25 protein-coding genes are annotated in these 25052 nt (G+C 51.9%); 4 read left to right on the top strand and 21 right to left on the bottom strand.

The genetic code is table 11. The annotated features are described in order from the left end of the window. Positions 1-4: 4 nt before the first annotated feature. Complete coding sequence (locus ACO0LH_RS25150; protein ID WP_422943890.1) at positions 5-964, bottom strand: GlxA family transcriptional regulator; 960 nt, start codon at positions 962-964, stop codon at positions 5-7. Between the two features lie 120 nt (positions 965-1084). On the opposite strand from ACO0LH_RS25150, the gene ACO0LH_RS25145 reads away from it, so the two are divergent. Next, positions 1085-1390 (top strand): putative quinol monooxygenase, encoded by a 306-nt coding sequence (locus ACO0LH_RS25145; protein ID WP_422943889.1) that lies wholly within the window; start codon positions 1085-1087, stop codon positions 1388-1390. 30 nt (positions 1391-1420) lie between these two features. On the opposite strand, the gene ACO0LH_RS25140 is transcribed toward ACO0LH_RS25145, so the two are convergent. The 6 genes from ACO0LH_RS25140 to ACO0LH_RS25115 all read right to left on the bottom strand — a co-directional run bounded on the left by ACO0LH_RS25140 (position 1421) and on the right by ACO0LH_RS25115 (position 5549). Beyond that, a complete protein-coding gene (locus ACO0LH_RS25140) occupies positions 1421-2329 on the bottom strand; it encodes an MBL fold metallo-hydrolase (RefSeq protein WP_422943888.1) in 909 nt (302 codons plus the stop codon). Beyond that, positions 2326-2964, bottom strand: coding sequence for a 2-hydroxychromene-2-carboxylate isomerase (locus tag ACO0LH_RS25135; protein ID WP_422943887.1), 639 nt, complete (start codon positions 2962-2964; stop codon positions 2326-2328). Before ACO0LH_RS25135 ends, ACO0LH_RS25140 begins: the two co-directional genes overlap by 4 nt. A gap of 72 nt (positions 2965-3036) precedes the next feature. Beyond that, on the bottom strand, positions 3037-3252 hold the full coding sequence (locus ACO0LH_RS25130; RefSeq protein WP_422943886.1) for a DUF1289 domain-containing protein: 216 nt from the start codon (positions 3250-3252) through the stop codon (positions 3037-3039). Beyond that, positions 3249-3740 carry a YbaK/EbsC family protein gene (locus ACO0LH_RS25125; protein ID WP_422943885.1) on the bottom strand — a complete coding sequence of 164 codons (492 nt, stop codon included), beginning with the start codon at positions 3738-3740 and terminating at the stop codon, positions 3249-3251. Before ACO0LH_RS25125 ends, ACO0LH_RS25130 begins: the two co-directional genes overlap by 4 nt. Positions 3741-3850: 110 nt before the next feature. Next, complete coding sequence (locus ACO0LH_RS25120; RefSeq protein ID WP_422943884.1) at positions 3851-4177, bottom strand: hypothetical protein; 327 nt, start codon at positions 4175-4177, stop codon at positions 3851-3853. Positions 4178-4286: 109 nt separating this feature from the next. Then, positions 4287-5549: a TIGR03862 family flavoprotein gene (locus ACO0LH_RS25115; RefSeq protein WP_422943883.1), complete on the bottom strand. Its 1263-nt coding sequence runs from the start codon at positions 5547-5549 to the stop codon at positions 4287-4289. An 81-nt stretch (positions 5550-5630) separates the two neighbouring features. Between ACO0LH_RS25115 and ACO0LH_RS25110 the strand changes: the two genes are divergently transcribed. Continuing rightward, positions 5631-6818, top strand: coding sequence for a diguanylate cyclase domain-containing protein (locus tag ACO0LH_RS25110; protein WP_422943882.1), 1188 nt, complete (start codon positions 5631-5633; stop codon positions 6816-6818). A 174-nt stretch (positions 6819-6992) separates the two neighbouring features. Here ACO0LH_RS25110 and ACO0LH_RS25105 read toward each other — a convergent pair whose 3' ends face one another. The 6 genes from ACO0LH_RS25105 to ACO0LH_RS25080 all read right to left on the bottom strand — a co-directional run bounded on the left by ACO0LH_RS25105 (position 6993) and on the right by ACO0LH_RS25080 (position 13904). Further along, positions 6993-8099, bottom strand: a complete 1107-nt coding sequence (locus ACO0LH_RS25105) for a substrate-binding domain-containing protein (RefSeq protein ID WP_422943881.1) — start codon at positions 8097-8099, stop codon at positions 6993-6995. A gap of 306 nt (positions 8100-8405) precedes the next feature. After that, positions 8406-9215: a head GIN domain-containing protein gene (locus ACO0LH_RS25100; protein ID WP_422943880.1), complete on the bottom strand. Its 810-nt coding sequence runs from the start codon at positions 9213-9215 to the stop codon at positions 8406-8408. A 45-nt stretch (positions 9216-9260) separates the two neighbouring features. Then, positions 9261-10058, bottom strand: coding sequence for a DUF1700 domain-containing protein (locus ACO0LH_RS25095; RefSeq protein ID WP_422943879.1), 798 nt, complete (start codon positions 10056-10058; stop codon positions 9261-9263). A 426-nt stretch (positions 10059-10484) separates the two neighbouring features. Then, on the bottom strand, positions 10485-12038 hold the full coding sequence (gene glpD / locus ACO0LH_RS25090; protein ID WP_422943878.1) for a glycerol-3-phosphate dehydrogenase: 1554 nt from the start codon (positions 12036-12038) through the stop codon (positions 10485-10487). After that, positions 12035-13168, bottom strand: coding sequence for an SMP-30/gluconolactonase/LRE family protein (locus ACO0LH_RS25085; RefSeq protein WP_422943877.1), 1134 nt, complete (start codon positions 13166-13168; stop codon positions 12035-12037). The genes glpD and ACO0LH_RS25085 overlap by 4 nt, the downstream gene beginning before the upstream one ends. 232 nt (positions 13169-13400) lie before the next feature. Continuing rightward, positions 13401-13904 carry a hypothetical protein gene (locus ACO0LH_RS25080; protein WP_422943876.1) on the bottom strand — a complete coding sequence of 168 codons (504 nt, stop codon included), beginning with the start codon at positions 13902-13904 and terminating at the stop codon, positions 13401-13403. A 292-nt stretch (positions 13905-14196) separates the two neighbouring features. Between ACO0LH_RS25080 and ACO0LH_RS25075 the strand changes: the two genes are divergently transcribed. Further along, positions 14197-14853: a thiol:disulfide interchange protein DsbA/DsbL gene (locus ACO0LH_RS25075; protein ID WP_422943875.1), complete on the top strand. Its 657-nt coding sequence runs from the start codon at positions 14197-14199 to the stop codon at positions 14851-14853. Between the two features lie 100 nt (positions 14854-14953). Here ACO0LH_RS25075 and ACO0LH_RS25070 read toward each other — a convergent pair whose 3' ends face one another. The 6 genes from ACO0LH_RS25070 to ACO0LH_RS25045 all read right to left on the bottom strand — a co-directional run bounded on the left by ACO0LH_RS25070 (position 14954) and on the right by ACO0LH_RS25045 (position 21280). Further along, a complete protein-coding gene (locus ACO0LH_RS25070; RefSeq protein WP_422943874.1) occupies positions 14954-16177 on the bottom strand; it encodes an ABC transporter permease in 1224 nt (407 codons plus the stop codon). Beyond that, positions 16174-16920 carry an ABC transporter ATP-binding protein gene (locus tag ACO0LH_RS25065; RefSeq protein ID WP_422943873.1) on the bottom strand — a complete coding sequence of 249 codons (747 nt, stop codon included), beginning with the start codon at positions 16918-16920 and terminating at the stop codon, positions 16174-16176. The genes ACO0LH_RS25070 and ACO0LH_RS25065 overlap by 4 nt, the downstream gene beginning before the upstream one ends. Continuing rightward, positions 16920-18113, bottom strand: coding sequence for an efflux RND transporter periplasmic adaptor subunit (locus ACO0LH_RS25060; protein WP_422943872.1), 1194 nt, complete (start codon positions 18111-18113; stop codon positions 16920-16922). Before ACO0LH_RS25060 ends, ACO0LH_RS25065 begins: the two co-directional genes overlap by 1 nt. 86 nt (positions 18114-18199) lie before the next feature. After that, the gene (locus ACO0LH_RS25055) at positions 18200-19798 is read right to left on the bottom strand and encodes a putative ABC transporter permease subunit (protein WP_422943871.1); all 1599 of its coding nucleotides are present in this window, start codon (positions 19796-19798) and stop codon (positions 18200-18202) included. Positions 19799-19816: 18 nt separating this feature from the next. After that, positions 19817-20551: an ABC transporter ATP-binding protein gene (locus tag ACO0LH_RS25050; protein ID WP_422943870.1), complete on the bottom strand. Its 735-nt coding sequence runs from the start codon at positions 20549-20551 to the stop codon at positions 19817-19819. A 216-nt stretch (positions 20552-20767) separates the two neighbouring features. Beyond that, the gene (locus tag ACO0LH_RS25045) at positions 20768-21280 is read right to left on the bottom strand and encodes a DUF1269 domain-containing protein (RefSeq protein WP_422943869.1); all 513 of its coding nucleotides are present in this window, start codon (positions 21278-21280) and stop codon (positions 20768-20770) included. A gap of 335 nt (positions 21281-21615) precedes the next feature. Between ACO0LH_RS25045 and ACO0LH_RS25040 the strand changes: the two genes are divergently transcribed. Further along, the gene (locus ACO0LH_RS25040) at positions 21616-22368 is read left to right on the top strand and encodes a substrate-binding periplasmic protein (protein WP_422943868.1); all 753 of its coding nucleotides are present in this window, start codon (positions 21616-21618) and stop codon (positions 22366-22368) included. 103 nt (positions 22369-22471) lie between these two features. On the opposite strand, the gene ACO0LH_RS25035 is transcribed toward ACO0LH_RS25040, so the two are convergent. Further along, positions 22472-22864, bottom strand: a complete 393-nt coding sequence (locus tag ACO0LH_RS25035) for a VOC family protein (RefSeq protein WP_422943867.1) — start codon at positions 22862-22864, stop codon at positions 22472-22474. A 55-nt stretch (positions 22865-22919) separates the two neighbouring features. Continuing rightward, complete coding sequence (locus ACO0LH_RS25030) at positions 22920-25049, bottom strand: S9 family peptidase (RefSeq protein ID WP_422943866.1); 2130 nt, start codon at positions 25047-25049, stop codon at positions 22920-22922. Positions 25050-25052 lie beyond the last annotated feature (3 nt).

Raw genomic sequence — 25052 nt, 5'->3', positions numbered from 1 at the left:
GCAATCAGTCTTTCCGGATTTCGCGTATGCCTTTGCCCAGCCGTCGCCGCAACAAGGTGCGCAAAGTGACGCCATCGGCATAGCCAACTAGGCCCGCAATCTGTTCAACACTATGGTTGCTGGTCTTTAGCAGATGGACGGCTTTTTCTATGCGTAAATCCTGCACATAAGAGACCGGCGTCTTGCCCAGCACGTCATGGATACGCCTTGCCAGTGTACGTTTGCTGGTCGCCAGTGCATCGGCTGCCTCATCCAGGTTGAAACCCTGACCCAGATGGCTGCGCGCCCAGCGGTCAAAGCGCTCGACGATCGGGTCTGCATGCGACAAGTGGTCAGAAATAATATAGGCAGATTGCGAAGGCCGGCTATCTACCACCAGGTAGCTGGCAACCAGGCTGGCCAGTTCCGGACTGGCCTGGCGTATCAGCCACAGCATCATGTCCATATGACTGAAAGCGGCACCCGCCGTCAGGAACTGTCCCGAATGCACGATCATGTGGCTGGTGTTCAGGCGGACGGCAGGATAACGCTGGCGAAACAGGGGATTCAACCACCATGTCGTCGTGGCATCCTGCGCATCGAGCAGGCCACTTTCTGCCAGCACGAACGTGCCTATGCAGGCAGCAGCAATGCGTGCGCCGGCACCCGCCCAGTCACGCAGTGCCAAACCGGCGTCGGCAACATCCGGGCGCGCCAAAGCCTGTAACAGGACATCCGGCATCTTATACCCAAGGGCAGGTACGATAACAAGATCAGGCGTGGGGGCTTCATTCACATGCACTACCGGTACGCTCATGCCTTGCGCAGTTTGTACTCGCCGTCGCATGCCTACGACGGACACCTTCATGGGTGCTGTCGGATCAGCCTGCATGGCCGACAATTCATTCGCTGTCGTCAGCGCGTCAAGCACGATGGACAGGCCGGTATCAAAAACGCCATCAAGCGCGAGGATGTTTATATTCATGGTGTGTCCGTGGCAGGATTAATACCAAAGATGTCAATCGCGCCAGTATCAACCAAGTCGGTTGATCTGTAAAGTCTGCCTTCATCGCAACCCTGCGATCACAACAAATGGAGAAATATCATGATCAAGCACGCCCTGTTCGCCCGTTTTGAAGCCAAACCAGGCAAAGCTGCCGATGTTGCCGCCTTCCTGGAAATGGGTCTGGCCCTGGCCAATCAGGAAAGCACGACACCCATCTGGTTCGCGCTGCAATTATCCGACCATGTCTTCGGTGTCTTTGATGCCTTTGAAAATGAAGCCGGTCGCCAGGCGCATTTGCAAGGGCCTATCGCACAGGCATTGATGGCGAAGGCGGAAGAATTGTTTACCGCCCCGCCCAGCATAGAAAAAATCGAGGTTCTGGGTTTAAAAAATCTGGCAAGCTAAACACGCTTGCTCAAACTGATGCCACCTGGCTTAGCGAGCGTTGATCAACAAATCACCATCGAGCCTGGCCGCACCAGCGGCGACCAGTTCTTTGGCGATTTGTGGGATCAGTTCATCAACTGTCACACCCAGCAGCCGCGAAGACGACGTGAATACACGGGTATGGCCAAGCTGGCTGAACACTTGTTGCAAAGTGAGCTGGCGCTGCTCAAGCAAAATGAAAGCCAGCATGACTTTAAGAGCATTTCGCGCATTACGCCTGGGGTCGGCTTGCAGGTAATCCAGGCGGGACTCGGCACGCGCCAGGGCGGTATCCACATCGGAAAATACAGCGCCGTGACCGGGTATGACAATACGCGGCCTGAGCTCGCGTATGACTTGCAAAATGGCCCCTTGTTCAGCAAAACCGGATTCGCCTTCCAGTTCAGGAAAAATGACACCGAAGCCATTTTCCCATAAGGCATCGGCAGAAATCAGTATGGCTTCCTGTGGGCAAAACAAAATCATGGAATGCGGGTCATGCCCGGGTGCTGACAATACTTGCCATTCCATACCACCCAGTTGCAGGCTGTCACCATGCTGTAAGCTGGCATCAAAACCAAAGCGCTGGCATTGCTGCCCGGTTGCGGTATAGCTCAATGCATCTTCATCCCATGCCGCGACTGCTGCCGTGTCGGCAACAGGTATCAGGGTGCGGCAGCCATAATGTGCCTGCAATAAGGCATTGCCACCGCAATGGTCAGAGTGCAAATGGGTATTGACCAGCAAATCCAGCTTGCGTGCACCCAGTGCTTGCTGTATCAGCGCCAGGGTTTGTGGCGCATGCGTCAGGTAGCCGCTGTCAACCAGCGCCGTCTGCTGCTCATCCATGAAAAGGATGTTATTTGCTGACAGCCAGCCGCGTTCAAAGACTTGCATGCTTGCAGGTAGCGTCATCATTTCGCCTCCTTTATTTTGCGTTGCAAACCATTGGGCATGTTTTGCGCCGCCTGCATGGCAGAGGACTGAAAAAAGGTATCACCGTCGAGCCAGGCTTGCAGCATATCTGTGCTGTCCAGCCCCCAGAAGCAGCGGCCATCCACGACGGAAGCAGGCACACCAAACACGCCGGCAGCAATGGCTTTTTCGCCATTGTGCCTGAGCGCATCCTTGATAGCAGGTGTATCCAGCATGGCGGGAGTCATGTGCAACTCTGCCAGTAGCGCTTGCCAGTGTTCGGTTTGCGCCGGGATGTGGCCATCACGCCAGACAAAGCGATACAGGCGCTGCACTATCTCAGCGGTACTGCCCGCTGCCACACACAAGCGCAATAAAGGCAGGGGGTTGAACGGATGCTCGGGCAGCATACGCAAAGGGATACCGTGCTTGCGTGCCAGCCAGGCACAATGCTCAAAAGTCCATAAGCGCTTGGGTGGGATTTCTGCTGGCCCCTTGTTATCCCAGTGATTGAGCAAACCGGCAAATAAAACCGGATGGTAATGGATCACTTCAACACCCTTGAGTTGCCCCAGCAGTTCGCTTTGTAAATAAGCAAACGGTGAAATAAAATCGAAATACCAGTCCAGCTGTTTCATCGTCATCCTTTGCCTGAGACATTGCAAACACCATGTACGGTCATAAAGGGTAGCCCTTGCCAGTGCACGCAGTCAGGGCAAAATTCTTTGTTGTATCAATTCCCAGATTTCCAGCTTCTTGTGGTTATCTGCCTTACTCCAGCAAATAATTTCATCGATGGTGCGATAACAACCGCTACACAAGCCTGTTTTTTCATCCATGCGGCAGATATTGATGCAGGGCGATGGCACCGTCGCACCAGGCTGGACGACAAACTGCGCCGGGTCGAATTCATGCAGGATACTCATGCGCGCAAAGCCACATCGGCAACGGGTGCGCCGGTCATGGTTTTTAACTGATCCGGCGTCAGCCTGAAGACGGCATGCGGATGTCCTGCTGCTGCCCAGATATGCGGATATTGCAGCAAATCTTCATCGATCAACATCACGGTTTTTTCTACGTGACCGATAGGGCAGACGCCACCTATGGCATAACCTATTTTTTCCTTGACGAAACGGGCATCGGCTTTACCGAGCGGGCCGACAATCGCGGCGACCTTGCTTTCATCAACACGGTTGATGCCACTTGCCACCACCATGACGGCAGCATCATCATGCAGGCGGCGAAAGACGATGGATTTGGCAATTTCAGCAACCTGGCAACCCAGGCCGGCAGCAGCTTCTGCTGAAGTTTTTCCGGATGCGGGCAACATGACGATGGCCTGGTCATGCCCCAGGCTTTGCAGCAGATGGGCGACGCGTTGTGCTGTTTCTGGTAAGGCGGTATCGGTATGCATGGTGTAAAAATGGGCCACAGAACTGGCGACAAATGAGCAAACCCCTTTATATCACAGCTGCCTGCGTGTTGCAGATGCCGCAGATGCAGCAGATACATACAGGTGCAGGCTCACGCATACCATTCAGCCAGAAGGGCCTGGTGTTGTGCCGGGAAATCAAAATATTTCATGCCGGCGCGGTATTCATTACCACTGAGTATGGTGTATGTACAGGTAGCCTTGCATACGACTTGGGTACGCTGGGACGCATCACTGGTACTTGGCACTTCCATCATCATCTGATAAGTCTGGTTCTCTTTCAGCACGACGCTGGTTTGCATCTGTATGCTGTGTGAGGTAAAGCTGACGATTTTGGCCGGAACGATTTTACCGGGAACTACCTGAATGGCTGCACGCCAGGTCACATTGGAACGTGGCGCTTGACGGGAATCACTCATACTGAAAACTCTGGAAATGCCAAAATATTGTAGCCATTAAAAATGATGCGAATGATGACGCAAGGAAAGTGTTATTGTACCTATTTCTACGTGCTTCATCTGCGCTAAATCAGCATTGTTCAAAATTTTTCAACCAGTTGAGCATACCTTGTGCGGCAGCTTTGCCGCTGGCAAAACAGGCTGTCAATAAATAGCCGCCGGTTGGCGCTTCCCAGTCCAGCATTTCGCCGGCAAAAAACACGCCCGGACATTTCACGGCCATCAGATTGGCATCCAGCCCTTCAAAACAAACGCCACCTGCGCTGCTGATGGCCTCATCTATCGGGCGGGCAGCCCGCAAAACCAGGGGCAGGCACTTGATCGCCCGCGCCAGCAAATCTGGCTGTTCAAAATCGCTTTTCTTCAGGCACTCATGTAACAGCGCTGTCTTCAAGGCATCTAGACCCAAACGGGTTTTCAAATGACTCGACAGCGAACGTGAGCCTCGTGGATGCTGGACTTCTACAATCACTTTTTCCAGCGGTGTATCAGGCAATAAATCCAGTTCCAGTATCGCCCTTCCTTTCGCATTGATCTGTTCACGCAAGGATGCGGACAGGGCATAGATCAGACTGCCTTCGACACCATCTTCGGTCAACACGAACTGCCCCTGGCGCATCGGCAAACCTGACGATTGCGCTCTGGCGGCAACGGTCAGCAAAGGCTGTCCTGCGAACCGCGACTTGAAAAAATCCGTCCAGCCGACATCAAAGCCACAATTTGCCGCTTGCAGCTCAGCCACTGGCAAACCACGCTGCCTGACGATGTCTACCCAGGCGCCGTCAGAGCCAAGACGCGCCCAACTGCCACCACCAAGCGCCAATATGACCGCTTTGGCCGGCACCGCCACTTCGCCATCTGGCGTCATAAAAGTCAGCATGCCTGCATCGGCCCAGCCCAGCCAGCGGTGCCGCATGTGAAAACGCACTCCCTGCGTGCGCAGGCGATGCAGCCAGTTGCGCAAGAGAGGTGCTGCTTTCATGTCCACCGGAAAAACCCTGCCTGAACTGCCCACATAGGTAGGTACACCGAGTTCAGTTGCCCAATCACGTAAAGCGACAGCATCAAATTTAGCTATCATTTCTTTCAGGCTTGTTTCACGCTGGCCATAACGTGTCATGAAAGAGACAAAATTTTCAGAATGGGTCAAATTCATACCGCCCTTACCAGCCATCAAAAACTTGCGGCCCACCGAGGGCATGGCGTCATATAAATCGACCTGCACGCCTGCTAAAGCCAGGGTTTCGGCAGCCATCAAACCCGCTGGGCCACCACCGATGACAACGACATTCTTGACGTTGTCATATTGAGAATTATCTGGATAGTTATGCATAAGTTTGCGTCATAATAGGGGAATGCTGTCAGGCTTTGATTAACGAATTATCTGAAACAGCATCAGTCCGAAATTTTTTAGATGTTACAAGCAAACATCCTTATGGTCAGCCTGGATAGAGCAACGCTTAATATTGTCGTCCTTTGCGTCAGCGTGATATCCATGCTGGTCATGCTGGCGGTATGGCGCATCAATCGCGGCATACCCGGCACCGGTTTCTGGGCCGCTGCAGCCACACTGATCGCACCTGTCTTTTTGCTTATACGGCTCATCAATATCATTGATGTACCAAAATCCCTGATCATTGCCATCAATAATTCTTTGACGCTGACCACCACCTTGTTGATGCTGGAAGGCACTTTGCGCTTTCGCGGCTTTGCCTCCCGGTATCGCTGGCGCTGGGGCATGGCCCTCGTCCCGTTGTTCATTGTGCTGGCATTCGTCAACCGGGACGACATGATACGCCGTTATCTGTTCCATGATGTGATCGCTGCCAGCATGATGCTGGTCACCGCTTGCATCATGGTCTGGAAAACCCGTGACCTCGATCTGATGGCAGCATGCATAGGTGCTATTTCACTGCTCACCATGGCGATGGGCTTTGCCTTGCGCTGGTATCTTGCCTTCGTATCGGCAGATGATACACAACTGGCCAGCCATCCCTTGCTCAACGTGGTGTATCTGGTACTGGTACTGTGTACCTTAAGCTGGACTTATGGCGTCAGCGTCAGTTGCAATCTGCGCGCCCAGCGAAGCATACTGGAAATGGCACGTGAAGATGCGCTGACTGGCCTGCCCAATCGCCGCCATGTCGATGAGATGCTGGACAAGGCTATTGCGCAGAGTGCCCGACATCAGCAAGGTTTTGGTTTTATCCTGATTGATCTCAATCATTTCAAGGCTGTCAATGATCGCTATGGCCACCAGGCCGGCGATTTATTGCTCAAGGAAGTCGCGAGACGCCTGAAAAATTTCTGCCGGCAAGCCGACTTCGTCGGCCGCATAGGTGGCGATGAATTCGTCGCCCTGACCTTTGGCGTCAACCAGGAATCACAACTCGACAGCACTCTGTTACGACTGAAGAAAATGCTGGAAGGCAGTTGCACCATACAGGGCCACGTCGTAGAAATACATGCGGCACTGGGCTGCGCCCTCTTCCCCACCGATGGCAATAGCGCTGACAAACTCATGCAAATCGCCGACCAGCGCATGTACCTGGACAAATCCGTCCCCGGCAATATCCTCAATGCTGTTACCCAGAGAACCTAGGCCAGAAAAACAAAAGACCGGATTAACCGGTCTTTTGTTTTAATACATACAGCCCAGGAAGCTTGAGTAAGCGTAGCGAGCGACGCTAGTTTGAATTTAGAAGCGCAGTCGTACAAAAGTACGATGAGCATCGCAGGTTCAAAATCGCGCCGCGCAGTAACTTGATCAAGCCTCTTACTTGGACCAGAATTTTTGGTAGTGTGTCCTGAAATCGTTGCCCGGTTCAAACATATTCTTTTGCCCACCGTCATACGCAATATTCTGTCCGGTCACCAGATGTACAGCGGTGATATAGCCGCTTGGTTCGGCATTCGAGAAAGCGCGGTTCAATTCGTCGACCAGTTGCCATGCGTGCATGGACAGGGGTTCTGGTACCGTGCCGGTTTGCAGGCTGTTGGCACGAATGCGCTTGTAGGCCGTAGTAGAACCATCGCCTGCGGCAATACCAACGAGCTTGTTGTTGGCGATGATGGCGGCGGTTGCCGGCACTTCCAGCAAGTCAAAATAGAAATCATTGACGGCAATGGCATGCGTCCATTTGCTGCCATGGCGCTTCACCAGATTTTCAGCAACGGTTTTCATCTTCGTATAGGCGTCAATCAGGGGCACATCTTCAATGCTGAGCAATTTACAGCCTTCGCATTGCTTGATGGTTTCCACTATGGCCGCCGATTTCGCTGCCAGGTACGGATTGGTGGAATCAGTGAAAATCACAATGCCTGCCTTGTTATTTGATTCGACCACAGCATACAAAGCAGCGACTTGTGCCACTTCTTTTGGATTGGTGGTGATATTGGTGAACAAGCCATCTGTCGCACCATTTTTGACGGAAGCATGCCAACCCACTACCGGTACCTTGGCTTTGGCGGCCGCCGCCATCCCTTTTGCCTGGCTGCCGACATCGACACCGGCCAGAATGATGCCATCCGCTTTCATGTCCAGTGCCTGGCTGACAATTGCCGATCCCTGATTGCAGCGGCCGCGACAATCGATAGGCAGGGTCTCCCAACCCGCCGCCGCGCTGGCTTCTCGCACACCGGCAAATACGCCGCTGACACCAGCATCACTCATATCGGAGGCAATAAAGATGATTTTCTTTTTCTTTTGCAGTTTTGGCCCGTCTACCGGCCCTTCCCAGCGATTCTTCAACGATGCAGCCCGTGCAACCTTGGCATTGGCGCGGCTGAGAAACTGCATGGGATTTTCCTGAGCGGCAGCGCCGCTGATGAAACTGAACACAACAAACAACACGGTCAAGCACTTACTTAAAGTAGCAGTCATGATTCTTGGCGGTCAGGTTGGAAATGGACCCGCATATTGCATACAGATGCAAACACAGGTCTTGCTATTTGTTTTTGAAACAAATTCTTACATATGCGCAATGATTATTGCAGAAAAATGCGTCAAGTAAATAGAGTTTCCGTACCAACCTGCCCGTGGCGAACTTTTAATCATCTAAAAGATACACAAATGAATAAAATTTTCCACTTGCAATGATTTCATGTGGAAAATATCATTCTTTTAAGCAACAATTCAGGCAGCAAGTATTTACCGCCTGAATTGCTGCTTAAATTATTGCACGCGTTTTTAGTCCCAGCGCACCTCACCAGAGCCAAGGCGCTCCACATTGCGTTTCTGCGGATTGCCAGAGATGTGCACGTCACCGCTACCCATTAATTTCAGTTTGACTTCCTGACTGGCAAATACTTTACTGGTGGACGAGCCCAGTGAATTCAAAATCACCTGCCCACTTTTCAAGGAACTGGCGTTCAAGTCACCAGAGCCTGTCAGTTTTGCGGTCAACAATTTGGTCTGGCCCTTGATATTGCTGTCGCCTGAACCGTTGATATTCAAGTCTATCGCCTCGCTGCTGCCTAGGTTGAGATTAAGATCGCCGCTGCCATGCAGACTGGCCGTCACCTGCTGAAATTCGCCATCAAAGATCAGGTCGCCGGAACCATTCATGGATAAATCCACTTTATTGCCACGAAACCCCTTCACGCTAGCGTCACCACTACCCGCAATTTGCAGTTTTTCGAGTGTTGGCAAACTCAGTTCCGCCCTGGTTTGTTCTGATTTACCGAAGGAAATGAAAATGCCGCGTGTGCCTATATGCAAAGTATTACCTTCCATCCTTGTGGTCACGCGTGACACCAGTTTCGGGTCACCCTTGATCAATAGCTCCGGCGTGGCGCTTTGCTTGACAACCAGATCAACTGGCCCGTGCATGACGATATTGACCACGCCTGCATTGACCTGACGTATTTCGCTGGCTTCTGAACCGCTGCCAGACGCAGCGATATTACCGGCATGGGCCTTGATAAAGACGACAGAAGCAGCGGTAAGCACAACTGACAAGGCCAACATACCAAGGCCGGTACGGATAATATTTTTCATGATGTTCTCCTGATGTTAAAGGGGGTGCAGAATGTGATGACAAGTTCAAGCTGGGCGTGGCGCAAGGTGAAGTTGCGATAAATTCCAGCGCAGGTAATGCCTGGCACCGATAAAGGTATATTTGGTCATGAACATGCTGAACATCAGCATGACAATCGAGCCTAACAAGATGCCAATGCCTGTCATGATCTTTGCACCATAAAAATGGTTGCCGACTTCCACATGCAATTTTTCATCGGTTTTTTCCATTGATACGGAAACCGGCAAATTACTGCTGCCGCTGGTGTTGACATCCACTCCTGTTTTGTCGACTGGTTCGCCATCAATCAAAATACCGGATTCCGTCACATCGACGCGCACATTTTCGCGATGGTTTTTGCCATTGACTGCGTAATGACCATTCTTGTGGACGTGGTGATAACCAGCAGGCAGGTCAAAGTTGAAATTTTCCACGCCAGACAGACTGGCAGCAGTGATTCCTATGCCAGCAACATATAAGCTCAGGGCAATGATATAACTGCTGCACAGCAGGCTGAAATAGACAATGGCAGGTATCAGCAGAAACAAATTGAAAAACATCAGCCCGATCAAGGCGACTATCAGGCTGGCAATATTGCCAAGGGTGAAACTGGTTTTCAGGGCCTGATAGCGGTTGCTGGCTTTTTTTTGTGCTGCAAGCAATTCGGGTTTGGGCAAGCCTGCGGCAATTTCCTCTTCAGACTTACCGGCAGCACGGCCTTCGTTGAACCTGGCTTCATAGGCCCACATGGTTTCTTCTATCTGGGCGGCAGACTGGCCTTCGAGTGCCTGGCGCAGCGCGCCCATGTATTCGGTCTTGTTCATGGATTTCTCCCGTTTTTTGATTGCGTATGCTTAGAATAAGCAAAGCGGAAAAACAAGACTATCGCTATGCGACAGTGCGCAAATTCGATGGAATGAACTGCAAAAGACGGGGACAGGCAGCAATGCGAATGATGAATAAAATCTGCACCAGAGCGGCAAAACATCGTACATCTTTATCTTAAGACAATTAATCCAGATGGCGATTCGATAATGATTCTCAGACGGGTCAGGCGCTCAGATGATGAAATGCGGGTATTTCAATGCGGCCAAGACCAGGATCATGCAACTCCGATCAGTCACTTGATTCGCCACTAGCTTAGTCACCTGGTTTGATTGATGGCGAGTCCCGCCCAGACACACATATGGCAAGACAAAGTGGAAAGCCTTCGTATTTCAAACTTTCAATGAAGGCTTAGTCGTCTGAAATTACGGTGTTTTCCTGGCGTGCACAAGCCAGGCTGCCAGGCGATTCGTGTTTTCACCTAACAGATGCAGACCCAGACGGCTACGCCGCCACAGGATATCTTCGACCGTACGCGCCCATTCATGTTGCACCAGATAGTCCACTTCGGCGGCATACAGGCCAGGTGCCAGCATTTCCCCCATATCGGCCAGCGACTGGCGCTGCCCCAGCAAGACATGAATGCGGGTGCCATAAGCATGCGCAAAGCGTTCAACCAGCGTTGGTGGCAACCAGCCGTACTGATGCTGACATTGCTGAATGAATTGTGGAAATTCCCTTACAGACCGGTTACTCGGAATGCTGCCGACAATATCACCACCCGGCAGGCAAGCCTGCGCAGTCCATGCTGGGCTGTCATGGCCCAGCACTGGTGCCAGCAGCGACAGGGCTTCCTCTGCCAGCTTGCGGTAGGTAGTAATCTTACCTCCAAAGACATTCAGGAAAGGCGCTTGCATGGTATCGAGTTCAAGTCGGTAATCGCGCGTCAGTGCGGCGGCCTTTTCTTTGTCGCCCGCGTGTGTTTCTTCCACCAGCGGCCGCACGCCGGAATAAGACCAGACCACATCCGCAGGCAAGATCACCTGCGTAAAGTATTGACCCGCCAGTTCACATAAATACGCAATTTCATCACCAGTAATCGCGACTTCATCAAGTGAACCTGTGTAATCAAGATCCGTCGTGCCTATCAGAGTGAAATTATCTTCATAGGGAATGGCAAACACAATGCGGCCATCGTGATGCTGGAAAATATAGGCAAACGGATGATGAAACAGGCGCTTGACGACGATATGACTGCCCTTGATCAGCCTTAAGGTTCTGGCTGCTTTCTGGTGCATGATGTTGTGCAGGACATTCACTGCCCAGGGGCCGGTGGCGTTCACCAGGCTGCGGCTTTTCACCGTAAGCTGGCGACCATCAGCCTGCTGCAATTGCAACATCCAGTGGTCATCAAAACGCTGTGCCGCGATGCAGGTGGTGCGGGTCAACACGCTTGCGCCTTTTTCACGCGCATCCATCGCGTTCAAAACGACCAGACGGGAATCATTGACCCAGCCGTCAGAATAAGCAAAGCCGCGCAGCAAATCCGCACGTAAAGGCTTGCCGGCTACATGCTCTTGCAGACGCAAGCTTTCTGCGCCTGGCAATAATTCCCTTTTGGCCAGGTGATCGTACAAGAACAAGCCCATCCTGATCATCCACGCCGGTCTTTGCCCCATGGCATGCGGCATGATGAAGCGCAGCGGGCTGATAATATGTGGGGCGGAGCGCATCAGTACTTCACGCTCCTGCAAAGCTTTGCGCACCAGGCCAAATTCAAAATATTCGAGATAGCGCAGACCGCCATGTATTAGCTTGGTGGACGCTGATGAGGTATGCGAAGCAAGGTCATTTTTTTCGCATAACAAGACGCGCAAGCCGCGCCCGGCTGCATCCCTGGCGATGCCGGCACCATTGATGCCACCACCGATGACCAGCACATCGACTTCGGCATCGACAGAAGAAGGGAGATTCGTCATTTCCTGGTCAGGTGATTGGGCAACCAGCCTATGCCATGCGCATGCAGGCTCTGGATATACAGCTTGTCTGCGGTTTCGGTGACGCCTGTGGTTTCGGGATATTGTCCGGAAGGGTCTTGCAAGTCTGCCAGAATTTTTCCTGCATCATTAAAGGCAATCACATGCCCATACGCAGGTGGGACCGGCCACAAGGCGCGCGGCAGGCGCAAGGTCAGACTGCGCAGCCAAGGTTTTTCAGCCATGCCGTCTATGGCAGCACCGCGCGGTTTGACCAGGCCCAGCCAGATGCGGCCATCCAGACCGCGCATCAGGTTATCGGGATAACCAGGCAGATCGCGTAACAATAAGCTGGCCAGTTTTTTGTCAGGCTTATTCTTGAGATTCAATCCCTGTGCTGTGATGGCAATTTTCCAGATGCGGTATTCGCCTGTTTCGCTGACGATCAGGTATTGCTCACTGGCGTTGAGCGCAACACCATTCGCAAAACACATACCCTCGGCAATGACGCGTGTTTGCTGGCTGGCCGGATCATATTCGAGCAATCTGCCGGTGGAAGAATGCTCCAGAATATCCAACACGCTGGCATGAAAAGTACCGCCATATTCCTTCGCACCAAAGCGTTGCGAAGCATCGGTAAAATACATTTTGCCGGTTTTGGCAACCACGACTGCATTCGCATATAAGATCGGGCTGTCACCGACCTTGTCCGTCAATACCTTGATTTGTTTGTCAGGGCTGATTGACAGCAAGCCACGAAAAGCGTCGGCAGCGATCATATTGCCAGCTGCATCAAAAGCAAAACCCAATACACGTCCGCCGGTGTTGACCCATACTTCGCGCTGGCCACCGTCTGGCTGCATGCGCAGGATTGCGCCGGAAGTCACGGCCGCATACAGATAGCCATCTGGCCCCATCAAAATATGCTCAGGTCCCGTTTCTTCACCGATAGCGATGGTTTTCAGGGCGGCCAGTTTCTCATTGCGCGCATGTGGTGGCGAATAACCGGTAAACGGCGTCGCCTGCCAGGCGACCGGATTGATGGGTACAGGCGCAAGCAACAGATAAGCCAGCAGGATGACGATCAATCCCAGCAAGATCAACACGATACGGATGAGCCATTTCTTCAACAAATCTATCTCCTCATTGCAATTAGCGTATTTCTTTGTCAAGTTAAGCTATGCTTAAGATACACCATTTAGGCTGGGCAATTTTTGTCAGACATCAGGAAATAAATACCTGATGTCTGACAAAAGACTTTTCAAAGAAAGCGGGCAAATCGTATTTTGCCTTGCCTGAGTGATAATTTGGCATTCATTTTTTACAAATAGCCAAATGCGATGCTAATTGAGCAATGGATGAGGTTTAATGAACACAGCGGGTGGCGTCATAAGTGCGTAGCCAGGTCATCTGCAATATCCTGGCATCATTGCTGGCGCGGTGGCGGGAAATATTCAGGTCTTCCTGCACCTGGTTCTTGGTGGCATGCCAGACACTTTCCTGCTGCGGCGAAATAATCTCGCGCAGATCGGCCAGACGAAAATTGGGTACCCGTTCTGCCGCGTCATACAGACGCGCCATCCAGATATAGTCCTGGGTCCACCCATCGGTATACACCGTCAGGCCAGCCAGTACGGTATTGAGCTGTTCGGTCACTAGCATAGGCGATTTTCCGCGTTCGACCAGGGTCTCGCGTAGTATGCGGTGTATGCGGGCTGCCTGCGCATCCCAATGCTGCCAGTCAGATTCGGGACGTATCAGCGTACACCAGCCTTCTCCATGGCGCAGAGAAAAGCCGACCTCAATGGGGTAGCTGCCTTTACCAAAGCCAGATGCTTCGAAGTCGATTATGACAGGCACGGTCATCATTGCGCGGGCTCCACAAGCTGGGAAGGAGTACGGGCTCAAGCGGTTTAACTGACCAATATGACAAAAACCCGTGAATCATTTTTCTATGAATTGATTGCCCGCGCAAGGTTTTGCGATGAAATTTATGGTTTTTTAAAGATGTTTGACGAATTTGCGGCTTTTTTCTCTGAACTAAGTACCGGTATCGCTATCCATAGCATAGGAGCCTGCAACCAGCCCTGGCATGAAATGCGAATTTGCAGAAATGCTGGTAAGCTCGCAGGCTTGTTTTGCTTCACGATAAAGGAAACTTATGCGTCTCTTGCGCTTACTGCTGATTACTCTCAGCCTCGCTGCCACCACTGCCTTCGCCAGTCCTGCCGACCCTAAAAACGGTGCTGATTTCATCACACTGGCAGCGCCGCAACCAGTGCAAGTGAGTGGTAAAAAAATTGAAGTCATTGAATTTTTCATGTATCACTGCCCAGCCTGTAATGCGCTGGAACCAACCATCAATGAATGGGTGAAGAAACAGGGTGACAATATTGTTTTCCGCCGCATACATATGCCGCTGACGGGTGAAAATGATCCTGAAGCGCATTTGTTCCTGACACTGGAAGCCATGAACCTGGAAGCAGCCATGCATAGCAAGGTACTGACAGCCTGGCATGTGGATCACCGTCGCCTGACCAGCGATGCTGAAAATATAGAATGGGCAGTCAAGAACGGCATTGATAAAGCGAAATTTTTGAGCTTTTACAATTCCTTTGGTGTTATTGCCAAGCTGAAGAACCTGGGCAAGGTCGTGGCTGCCTATAAAGTCGACAGCACCCCGACTTTTATTATTGATGGGCGTTACCTGACCAATCCTGCGATGATAGGTGGCGCCAATGCCAATGTACCGCGCGACCAGTTATACCAGGCAACGATGAAGGTGCTGGAAGTTTTAATCGCCAGGTCAAAGAAATAGATCAGGACTGTGGTCATCTACATTTATCATCCATGAATGAGGGATGATGATAAAAAAACCGGGCATGCCCGGTTTTTTCATTTTTCACCTGCCTTATACGCTACTCATATCTCAAACAATCTACCGGCAACAAACGCGATGCGCGGCGGGCCGGGTAAAAACCAAAGAAGATTCCGACAAAGCTGGCAAAGCCGCAGGCAACGACCATGGCTTGCAAACCGATGATGACTTCGAGCTTGCCAGTAGAAGTAATCGCGGCAGCGCCAGCCATCGCCAGCAAGATGCCGATGATGCCACCAACCAGGCAAATCACCACGGCCTCGGTCAGGAACTGCAACAATACATCGCGCGGCTTGGCACCAATAGCCATGCGTATGCCGATTTCACGCGTACGTTCTGTCACGGATACCAGCATGATATTCATGATGCCGATGCCGCCAACGATCAATGAGATAGCACCGATGGCACCCAGCATGGCAGCCAGGCCGGCACTGATCTTGGCGCCGGTTTCGGCAATGGACGCGAGATTATCGATGCGGAAATCATCTTCCTGCCCGGATTTGATATGGTGGCGGTCGCGCAGCATGTCCTTGATATCTTCTTCGGCATCATGCAATTGTTTGTCGCTCTTGCCCTGCACCACAACATAATGCACATTGCGCGGGAAAGGACTGCGCATCAGTGTGGCGCGCGCCGCGGTGATGGGTATCAACACCATTTCGCCCAAGTCTCCCCCATCAAACATGCGGCCTTCACCTTGCAAGACCCCCACCACCTGGAACGGTACATTGTCGATACGGACAAACTGGCCAACGGGATTATCCTTGTAGAAGAATTGTTCGGCCAGTTTCTTGCCGATGATGACCATGCGTGCCGCACCGCGGATATCAGAATCACTGAATTCATTGCCCTGGTCCACTTTCCAGTTACGCACCTTGAACATTTCGGGTGTAATGCCAAGTACGGCATTATTTGAATTGTCATTGCCTACGGTCAGCTGGAAAAAACCCTGCAACGCTGGTGCAGCACCGTTGAGTGTCGTCAGCTCATTCAATGCAACTGCATCTTCCACTGACAGTGACGGTGCCGTGCCGGTACGCGCACGCACACCCTGGGTACGGTTGGCACCTGGTGAAATAATCATCAGGTTACTACCCAGTACTTCCAGTTCCTTGGCGATAAATTTTTTGGCGCTCTCGCCGACAGCCAGCATCATCACCACTGATGTGATACCGATGATGATGCCCAGCATGGTCAGTGCAGTGCGCAGGCGGTTGGCATTCATGGAACGGAATGCCTCGATAAAAACCTGGAGGAAATTCATCTTGTCTCTGCCTTTGCTTCAATATGCGATGCGGCCAGTTGCCTCAGGCCCTCAGCAGCCGGGCCATCATATAAGACATGACCATCCTTGAGTCGCACCAGGCGTTTGCTGTAAGCAGCGATATCCGGCTCGTGCGTCACCAGCAGGATGGTAATACCACGTTCGGCATTCAATTGCTGCAAGGAAGACATGATGTCTTCACTGGTCTGGGTATCAAGATTACCGGTAGGTTCATCGGCCAGGATCAGCGGCGGGTCTGCCACCAGCGCACGCGCAATTGCCACCCTTTGCTGCTGACCGCCAGACAACTGGTTGGGCAGGCGTTTGGCATAATCTTTCAGACCCACACGTTCCAGTTCGACCAGTGCTTTCTTGTGCGCCTTGTCACGCCCGACCCCGGCATAGATAAGCGGCAGAGCGACGTTTTCAGCAACGCTCATGCGCTTGATCAGGTTAAAACTCTGGAACACGAAGCCAATAGTGCGGTTGCGTATCGTTGCCAGTTCCGAACGCGACAGGCTCAGGGTATCGACACCATTGAGCAGATAAGACCCATTGGTGGCCTGATCGAGGCAACCCAGTATGTTCATCAGTGTCGATTTGCCAGAGCCAGATTGCCCCATCACCGCAAGAAAATCTCCACGCGGCACCTGCACATCAATACCATGCAGGACCTTGGTTTCAATACCACCAGAAAAATAGCTTTTCGTGACCTGCCGTATGGCTATCAGCGTATCAGTCATCAACGTGCTCCACTGGCCTTGTCTATGGCACGGATGATGACTTTGTCGCTGACTTTCAAGTCACCGGAAATCACTTCGGTATAGCGGAAATTTGACAGACCGATTTTCACGTCGACAGCCTTCGCCTGGTTTTTTTCATCCAACTTGTAAAGTTTAAAAGTACGTGTCAGGTCTTTTTTGGTGCGGAAGGCAACATCATCATCTGCCTCTGGTGCAGGTACATTGGCTTGCGCAGATGCTGCGCTTTTACCATCCTGTTTTTCCTTGTCCTTGAGGGCCTTGGCTTCTTTCGCCTGGTCTTCTTCACTGGGCTTATAACGCAGAGCCGCTGTCGGGATGCGCACGACATTCTCACGACTGCCAACCACCAGGCGTACCTGTGCTGTCATGCCAGGTTTCAGCAATTCGTCTTTATTATCGACATCGAGAACAACATTGTAGGTGACTACATTTTGCTGCACGTTAGCGGCCAGGCGGAACTGCCGCAGTTTCGCTTCGAATTCGCGGTCAGGATAGGCGTCGACGACAAAACGCGCTGGCAAGCCATCTTTCAATGAACCGACATCGGCTTCCGAAACGCTGGTATCGATTTGCATCTTGGTCAGGTCACGCGCAATCTGGAACAGGTTAGGTGTCTGGAAAGATGCAGCAACGGTTTGCCCCATATCGATGGTGCGCTTGATGATCACACCATCGATAGGTGAACGTATGACGCTGTTATTCAAATCGGCACGCACGCGATCCAGTTGGGCCTTGGCCAGCTTGATATTGGCATCTGCCACTTCCACTTCACGCTTGGCCTGGTCCATCGCCGTGGCGGAAATATAGTTTTGCGTGACCAGCTTCTGATTACGATCCAGCGTGGCCTGTGCCAGCCGTTTTGATGCCTCGGCAGAGGTCAGGCTGGCTTCGCTTTGCTTAATCTGTGCGTTGAAGATGGTCGGGTCCAGCTTCAGCAAAACCTGGCCCTGCTTCACTCGGTCATTGAAATCGGCTTTCAGCTCAACCACCGTGCCGGAGACCTGTGAGCCGACATTGATCAACGCTACCGGGTTGAGCGTGCCGCTGGCTGTTACGGTCTGCGTAATATTACCCTTATCGACTACCGCTGTACGAAATTTGGGCTCTTCTTCCTTGGTTTTACCCTGTTCTTTTTGATAATACGTAACAGCAGCGCCAGCTACTACCAACAATCCAATTGCAACAAAAATTCTTTTTTTTGTGAATATAGGCATGGTTAAAAAATCCAGGGTTATCAGATCAAGACATAGACAAGTGATCAGGCGTTTCGTTCAATCCGGAACACCCAGGCCATCGCCAGACTTAGCAAAGCTACCAGAACGGGTATCCATAGCCAGTTTCTGTACAGTATGCCGGTATAAATACAGCCAGCCCAGGCGAAAGAACTCAGCGCTTCCAGCAGCCCGGCCAGTATCTGGGACTGCCCGCGTTTATTAAACTGGGCACGCGTACCCGGCTTGGCTTGCCATAAATGGATCAGCGCCGCACCCAGCATGGCGGCTGATGCACAGACTAACACTGCCAGACCCAGAATGGTTTGCTGTAGCAGCAGCCAGATCAGCAAAGGTGCCAGTAAAACCATGACAGGCAAGATAGCAGCAATCAATTTGCTGATCAAAATCATTGATGGCTTTACCGGCGCTGCGCGCAGCAAGTCTGGCGCATCTTCAGCAGAAACCATCACCCAGATTAGCGAACCTGCCAGTGACGCTGCCAGGAAAACCAGCCCGGCAGCCACACCCGGCAATAAGGTCTGACCTTTGTACACCAGCAGGAACAAGGGCCCCATATACAATAATTGCAGCAGAACCTGTGAAATCAATTGCGGGTCACGTGCGATCAGGCGCCATTCTTTCAGGATGATGGTCATGCGCAGGCTATGTTGAAAACGCCTCTGACCCAAGTTGTGTGCCTGGACCGGCAAGCTGGCAGATGCACCTGTCGCCGTCGACGACTGAAGCGGGTCTTTGCGCTGATCACCACCTGCCTGCTGCACGCCACGGACAAAAAAGTTATGCGTAAACTGAGCAGTGAACCAGAAGCATGCCAGGCTAAGCAACAGAAAAATCAGTATTGCCGGCAAGGAACCGAACAGTGCGCGAGCAGGCATCCAGACCAGACTTTGCGCATCCAACATGCCACCTGGCTGAAACCAGGGTGTCAATTGAGTAAGTACATCTTGACGCAGGTCTTTACCAAAGTTGCCAAATACCTGTGTCAAGATAAAAATACTGGCACCAGTCAGTGCACCCAGTATCTGCCCCACTGTGCGGGTGCGGCGCACGCCTATGGTTTTAACCAGGCCCAGTGTCAGCAACATCGCCAGCGCTGACGCAATGACAGCCAGCCCGGATAACGCCGCATAAATGCCCAGCCAGCGTGGCTGCCCCATGAGCAAACCGACATTGGCGACCGGGGCCAGCAAAAGAAAAAACCAGATGCTCACGCCAAACACGATACCTGCCAGCCTGACGCTGAAGATGGTTCTTGACGATAGAGGGGAAGACAGGAGCAAATCCAGGTCGCCCCGCTCAAACAAGGCCCGGACGCTGCGGGTCAGGCCCAGTGACAGCATCAGGCTGAACGCCACCAGCATCGCGATACCGGCACCGATCAGCATGAAAGGGGGCATCTCGCCATCCAGTGCCGGCATCTTGTGCATCGCCATCCATACACCAAAATGTATGATGGCAATGGCCAGCAATATCAGGCCCATGCCAAAAACCGACATGCCACGGGCGGCAGCATGGCCTGGCTTGTTTTCGCCCATATCATAGAAAAACAGGCGGCATTCATGCATCAGTAACCAGGCTGCACTGCCCGGCTTGAAATTGAACCAGCGCTTTGATCCACTCATTCCGCTCATGCCGCTCATTTATGCTGGCTCCGTCAATTGCAAAAATACTTCTTCCAGTGTCGCCGCACTGTGACTGGTCTGGGTACGCAATTCTTCAAGCGTGCCTTCAGCAATCAGCTTGCCGTTTTGTATGATGCCTATGCGCTCTGCCAACCTTTCCGCCACGTCGAGGATGTGGGTGGTCAGGATTACCGTACCGCCTTGTTTGACGTGGGATAACAGCACATCCTTGACTTGCCTGGCGGCTGCTGCATCCAGTCCGGTCAGTGGTTCGTCGAGAATGATCAGTTCAGGTTGATGGATCAGTGCGCCTGCCAGTGCCAGCTTTTGCTTCATGCCGCGCGAAAAACCTTCGGTCAGTTCATCTGCATGCTTGAGCAGATCCAGCCAGGTCAATAATTCCTGTGCCTTGGGTGCAGCAACATCAGCCGCCACACCCCACAGGCCGGCAACAAATTCGAGGTATTCAAAAGGCTTGAGTTTGTTGTACAACATCGGGTCATCCGGCAGGTAAGCCAGTTTGCGCTTGGCTGCGGCTGCATCAGTAGCCAGATCTGTTCCGAGGATATGGATACTGCCGCTGTCGGGCGATATCAGGCCGGCAACCATGCGCAGCGTCGTCGTTTTACCAGCACCGTTCGGCCCCAGCAAGGCATACAGTTCGCCACGACGTACTTGCAGGTTCAGGTTTTCCACAGCAGGGCGGCCAAAACTTTTATTCAGGCCACGTAACTCCAGGGCAGTCTCTGTCATATTCAGGAATGTTGTCTAAAAAATTAGCCATTGTATTCCTAATTCAAGCACCGTAGATTGAGAAGAGACTTGTTAGATGAATAATTCAAGGCAGAGAACAAAGGCGGAAGAAACAATGTGTTTGTTCAGCCCTGTTCTGCTTTACTGTGCTTTGTTTTGACGTGTTTTGACTTGTTCTGACCTGTTCTCACTTTCGCAGGCTTCCGGGATTGTGCTTCAGCTAAACACGGGGACATGCGGGTCGATACCACCAAAGTGAATTTCTGGATGGCGCTTGCTGACCAGTTCCTGGATTTCTGTCAAGCGCCTGAATGGTACATCGACCATCAACAGCACTTTCCCTTCATCAACATCAGCGCGAAAAGGCTGCAAGCTGGAACTGGGTGTAGCTGCCGCAGCCTTGGCCGATGCCCACGATCCGAAGAAAGCGCCACCCAGTGTAGATATCAACAAAACCAGAATACGCATTTCCACGCTTTCAGGTGGAAAAATCAATAACAAACCACCTGACAGCAAACCCGCAATCCCACCTATCAGCATGCCTGTTTCTGCACCGTGGATCAGATCAGTTTTTTGAAAGGAATTGGCAGCTGGCATATCCGCTGGCAACATACCTTCTTTCGCGTAAAAATGCATGTGCCGTTCATCAACACGTGCCAGTAAAAGTTCATCGAGCATAGCCCTGGCGCTGGTAACGTCAGGCAGCATGAAGTATAGTCCGCGTCTCATGGTGACCTCCTGTGGAAAGAGAGCAATGAGGTTTTGCGATGACATCGCGGTGACCAAAACCAGAAAAAGGTCAGGGGACAAGGGTGGCGGCGACCGTCAATATGCCTTCGGGATAAGCGTTCGGGAATTGGCATAAAATACAACCACCCTGTCTTCCTTTATAGACAATTCTGGGCAAAATTCAAATAGCAAATCAGCTTGAAAAACCAGTATTGTGATCAATTGAAAATTCCTGCCTGAGCTGCCTTATGCGAGGCTACAATGCTATAAGCAGCTGCCTTAAATATACTTGCATTATTAATAAGTGCACATTCTATTTCCGCCATGAGACTTCCATGAAAAAACTCATCTGTCTGATCGCGGTTTTAAGCAGCATGAATTGCCAAGCGCAAGCGCCACCATCCAAACCCGTCAAATGGCTGACTGCCGAGCTCCCACCTTTCATCTGGCTGCAACATAACAAGCCACAAGGCTATGCCTATGAGCTGATCGTTGCCATGTCGGCACAAATAGGACGGCCACCCGATGTGACGTTTTATCCTTGGGCGAGAGCGGTCAAGATGACTGCGGAAGGTAATTCCTATGGTGTGTTCCCGCTGGCCAGAACACCGGATCGCGAAAACAGCTACAAATGGCTGATTCCCATGATCAAGGTCAATTACACTTTCTTTGGCAATCGTTCTGCACTCGCCAAAGGTGTCGATATAGAACATGCGAACCTGGAACAGTTAAGCCATCTGCGTGTGGGAATTTTACGTGGATCACCAATAGAGATGAATTTGAAAGCGAAAAATTTTCGCCATATCATCTATGAAAAAAGCTATCAGGATTTAATCAGGATGTTATCGCTGGGCGGCATAGATGCGATCTATGCTGGTTACCCAATGCTGACTTCTGCCATAGAAGAATATGGCTTTCGTTTTGAAGATTTCGCCACAGGCCCCAGCCTGGGGTCGGCACAACTGTATCTGGCAACATCTCTGGATTTGCGTGAGAACGAAGAACGTGCCTGGCGGATTGCTTATGAATCACTGCAAAAGGATGGAACAGTAGCAAAGCTGCAAAAGAAGTATTTTCACGGACAATAGCAACACAAAGTATGCCTGTGTGCGCTATTGCCGGTGAGGTAAATGCAAAAAACCAGAATTCATCCCTATTCTATTCATTCCTATTCTATTACTGAGATGCTTTCTACGCACCCACAGGCGTACACAATTCCACCAGACTACCGTCTGGACAGCGCAGATACGATACGACCTGACCCCAGGGTTTTTCAGAAGGGGCTGCCAGTTCTCTTGCACCTGCAGCGATAGCCTGTGCATGTGCTGCCGCGACATCGTCAGTGGTAAATGCGACTTCCATACCCAGGGGCAGTGCCGAATCATGGGCTTCGACATGGCCACTGGAATAATTGAGCTCACCCATGGCATGCGCGGCAAATGCCAGCGTGGTATCGCCGGTATCAAGTTCGCCATACATTCCCGATTCGTGCAGGAAACGCGTGGCAAATCCGAATGCCTTTTCAAAAAAAGCCAGCGATGCGGCCACATCGGGTACATAGATAATCGTGTAGGCAAATTTCATGAACCATCCTTTCAAGAAAATGCCCCTGTCCGCGTTGGCAGGCAGGGGCAAAAAATTACTCTTTGATACCCCATTGATCGAGCATCCAGGCCATATTGAAAGCGCCTTCACGTATCGCATCATAACGACCCGATGCGCCACCATGTCCGGCTGCCATATTAATCTTCAGCAGCAGGGGATTTTTATCAGTCTTGTAGTCACGCAGTTTGGCGACATATTTTGTCGGCTCCCAATACATGACCTGGCTGTCATTCAAACCGGTGGTGACCAGCATGGACGGGTAAGCCTTGTGCGCTATATTGTCGTAAGGTGAATAGCTGCGCATATAGTCATAGGCGGGTTTTTCGTTCGGATTACCCCATTCCAGGTATTCGCCGGTAGTCAGCGGCAGGCTGGCGTCCATCATGGTGTTCATCACATCGACAAAAGGCACGGCGGCATGCACGGCATGGAACAGATCAGGCCGCATATTGACGACAGCCCCCATCAGCAAACCACCGGCGCTGCCGCCCTGTATGATGAGCCTGTCAGGACTGGTCCATTTCTGCTTGACGAGGTATTCGGCACTGTCGATGAAATCATAAAAAGTATTTTTCTTATGCATGAGCATGCCATCTTCATGCCAGCGCTCGCCCATGTCGCGACCACCACGGATATGTGCCTGCGCATAGATGACGCCACGCTCCAGCAGGCTGATGCGGTTGGATGCAAACGTTGCCTCGGTCGAAATGCCATAGCTGCCATAGCTATACAATAACAAGGGTGCAGAACCATCAAGTTTCACACCCTTTTTATAGACCACCCACAGCGGCACCTTGACACCATCGCGCGCAGTTGCCCACAGGCGGCGGCTTTCATAGCGATTGGCGTCATAACCACCAACCACTTCCTGCTGCTTTAATACAAAACGCTGACCCGTCGCCATATCGACATCCAGCACGGTCGGCGGTGTCACTGGTGACTGGTAAGACATGCGATAACGCGTGGCAGAAAATTCCGGCGTACCTGCTCCCATGGCCAGATAGACGGGATCATCGAATTTGACAGTCTTCCACTGTTTGCTGGCAAAGTCATAGATACGGATGCGATTGAGTGCCTGGCTTTTCTCGGTGACCGCCATGAAATCCTTGAACAGCTCGGCACCAGATACCAGTACTTCAGGATCATGTTTGACGATTTCCTGCCAGTGTTGCTGATCTGGCGTAGCCACTGGTGCACGTACGACGCGGAAATTCTTGGCGTCCTTGTTGGTGGTGATATACAGCTCGCCATTGCGGTGTTCTACACTGTAGCGATGGCCTTTTTCGCGTCCCAGCACGCTCTTGAATTGTGCCGTTGGCGTAGCGGCGGATAACAGCATGACTTCGCTGGTATCGGTTGCATGACTGCTCAGGACGATGAATTGCCGGTCACGCGTGCTGCTGACGCTGATGTCGAACTGTTCAACGGCTTCATTCATGACTTCTACCGGTGCCTTGCCTATCTCCATGCGGAACAGACGGTCTGAGCGCTTGGTGGTCGCATCTTCCTGCACAAAAAACAGCGTCTTGTTGTCTGCCGCCCAGGCAGCGGAGGTCACGCGCGGCACGGTATCTGGCAGTAACTGACCGGTCTTCAGATTCTTGATATGCAGTTCATACTGGCGGTAACCGACGGTATCGGTGGTATAGGCCAGCAATTGTTCATCCGGGCTGATGATGGTTGAACCAACTGAAAAAAACTTTTGCCCTTGCGCCATCTCGTTTTGATTCAGCAGGATTTCTTCGGGCAGTTTTTCGTCATAAGCCAGTTTGTCATCGGCATGACGGCGGCAGAACAGGGGATATTGTTTGCCCGCCTCGGTACGCGAGTAATAATAAAAATTGGCCCGGCGGACTGGCACGGACAAATCCACCTCTTTCATGCGCCCCTTGATTTCGGCATACAGTTTTTCCGACAGCGGCTTGATACCGGCGGTCATGGCTTCGGTATAGCTGTTTTCGGCATTCAGATGGGCGATGACGTCTGGATTTTCTTTCTTTTGCAACCAGCGGTAATCATCGGTCACCACTTCGCCATGGCGGGTTTCCTGCCATTTGACTTTGGCGGCCACGGGCGGCACTGCGTCGGCGGCAAGGGCGATTCCTGTACTGGCGAGACTCATGAATAAGCCAGAGACCAGCATGGATACTTGTTTGATGGACACATA

Source organism: Undibacterium sp. TJN19 (assembly GCF_049339485.1).
GTDB lineage: Bacteria > Pseudomonadota > Gammaproteobacteria > Burkholderiales > Burkholderiaceae_D > Undibacterium.
The sequence above is the reverse complement of the archived record's forward strand: the minus strand, read 5'-3'. Positions and strand labels throughout refer to the sequence as shown.

Bases quoted from the DNA above. Each gene is read 5' to 3' on its own strand.
- ACO0LH_RS25150 (WP_422943890.1), bottom strand. From the start codon at position 964: ATGAATATAAACATCCTCGCGCTTGATGGCGTTTTTGATACCGGCCTG.
- ACO0LH_RS25145 (WP_422943889.1), top strand. From the start codon at position 1,085: ATGATCAAGCACGCCCTGTTCGCCCGTTTTGAAGCCAAACCAGGCAAA.
- ACO0LH_RS25140 (WP_422943888.1), bottom strand. From the start codon at position 2,329: ATGATGACGCTACCTGCAAGCATGCAAGTCTTTGAACGCGGCTGGCTG.
- ACO0LH_RS25135 (WP_422943887.1), bottom strand. From the start codon at position 2,964: ATGAAACAGCTGGACTGGTATTTCGATTTTATTTCACCGTTTGCTTAT.
- ACO0LH_RS25130 (WP_422943886.1), bottom strand. From the start codon at position 3,252: ATGAGTATCCTGCATGAATTCGACCCGGCGCAGTTTGTCGTCCAGCCT.
- ACO0LH_RS25125 (WP_422943885.1), bottom strand. From the start codon at position 3,740: ATGCATACCGATACCGCCTTACCAGAAACAGCACAACGCGTCGCCCAT.
- ACO0LH_RS25120 (WP_422943884.1), bottom strand. From the start codon at position 4,177: ATGAGTGATTCCCGTCAAGCGCCACGTTCCAATGTGACCTGGCGTGCA.
- ACO0LH_RS25115 (WP_422943883.1), bottom strand. From the start codon at position 5,549: ATGCATAACTATCCAGATAATTCTCAATATGACAACGTCAAGAATGTC.
- ACO0LH_RS25110 (WP_422943882.1), top strand. From the start codon at position 5,631: ATGTTACAAGCAAACATCCTTATGGTCAGCCTGGATAGAGCAACGCTT.
- ACO0LH_RS25105 (WP_422943881.1), bottom strand. From the start codon at position 8,099: ATGACTGCTACTTTAAGTAAGTGCTTGACCGTGTTGTTTGTTGTGTTC.
- ACO0LH_RS25100 (WP_422943880.1), bottom strand. From the start codon at position 9,215: ATGAAAAATATTATCCGTACCGGCCTTGGTATGTTGGCCTTGTCAGTT.
- ACO0LH_RS25095 (WP_422943879.1), bottom strand. From the start codon at position 10,058: ATGAACAAGACCGAATACATGGGCGCGCTGCGCCAGGCACTCGAAGGC.
- glpD (WP_422943878.1), bottom strand. From the start codon at position 12,038: ATGACGAATCTCCCTTCTTCTGTCGATGCCGAAGTCGATGTGCTGGTC.
- ACO0LH_RS25080 (WP_422943876.1), bottom strand. From the start codon at position 13,904: ATGATGACCGTGCCTGTCATAATCGACTTCGAAGCATCTGGCTTTGGT.
- ACO0LH_RS25075 (WP_422943875.1), top strand. From the start codon at position 14,197: ATGCGTCTCTTGCGCTTACTGCTGATTACTCTCAGCCTCGCTGCCACC.
- ACO0LH_RS25070 (WP_422943874.1), bottom strand. From the start codon at position 16,177: ATGAATTTCCTCCAGGTTTTTATCGAGGCATTCCGTTCCATGAATGCC.
- ACO0LH_RS25065 (WP_422943873.1), bottom strand. From the start codon at position 16,920: ATGACTGATACGCTGATAGCCATACGGCAGGTCACGAAAAGCTATTTT.
- ACO0LH_RS25055 (WP_422943871.1), bottom strand. From the start codon at position 19,798: ATGAGTGGATCAAAGCGCTGGTTCAATTTCAAGCCGGGCAGTGCAGCC.
- ACO0LH_RS25050 (WP_422943870.1), bottom strand. From the start codon at position 20,551: ATGACAGAGACTGCCCTGGAGTTACGTGGCCTGAATAAAAGTTTTGGC.
- ACO0LH_RS25045 (WP_422943869.1), bottom strand. From the start codon at position 21,280: ATGAGACGCGGACTATACTTCATGCTGCCTGACGTTACCAGCGCCAGG.
- ACO0LH_RS25040 (WP_422943868.1), top strand. From the start codon at position 21,616: ATGAAAAAACTCATCTGTCTGATCGCGGTTTTAAGCAGCATGAATTGC.
- ACO0LH_RS25035 (WP_422943867.1), bottom strand. From the start codon at position 22,864: ATGAAATTTGCCTACACGATTATCTATGTACCCGATGTGGCCGCATCG.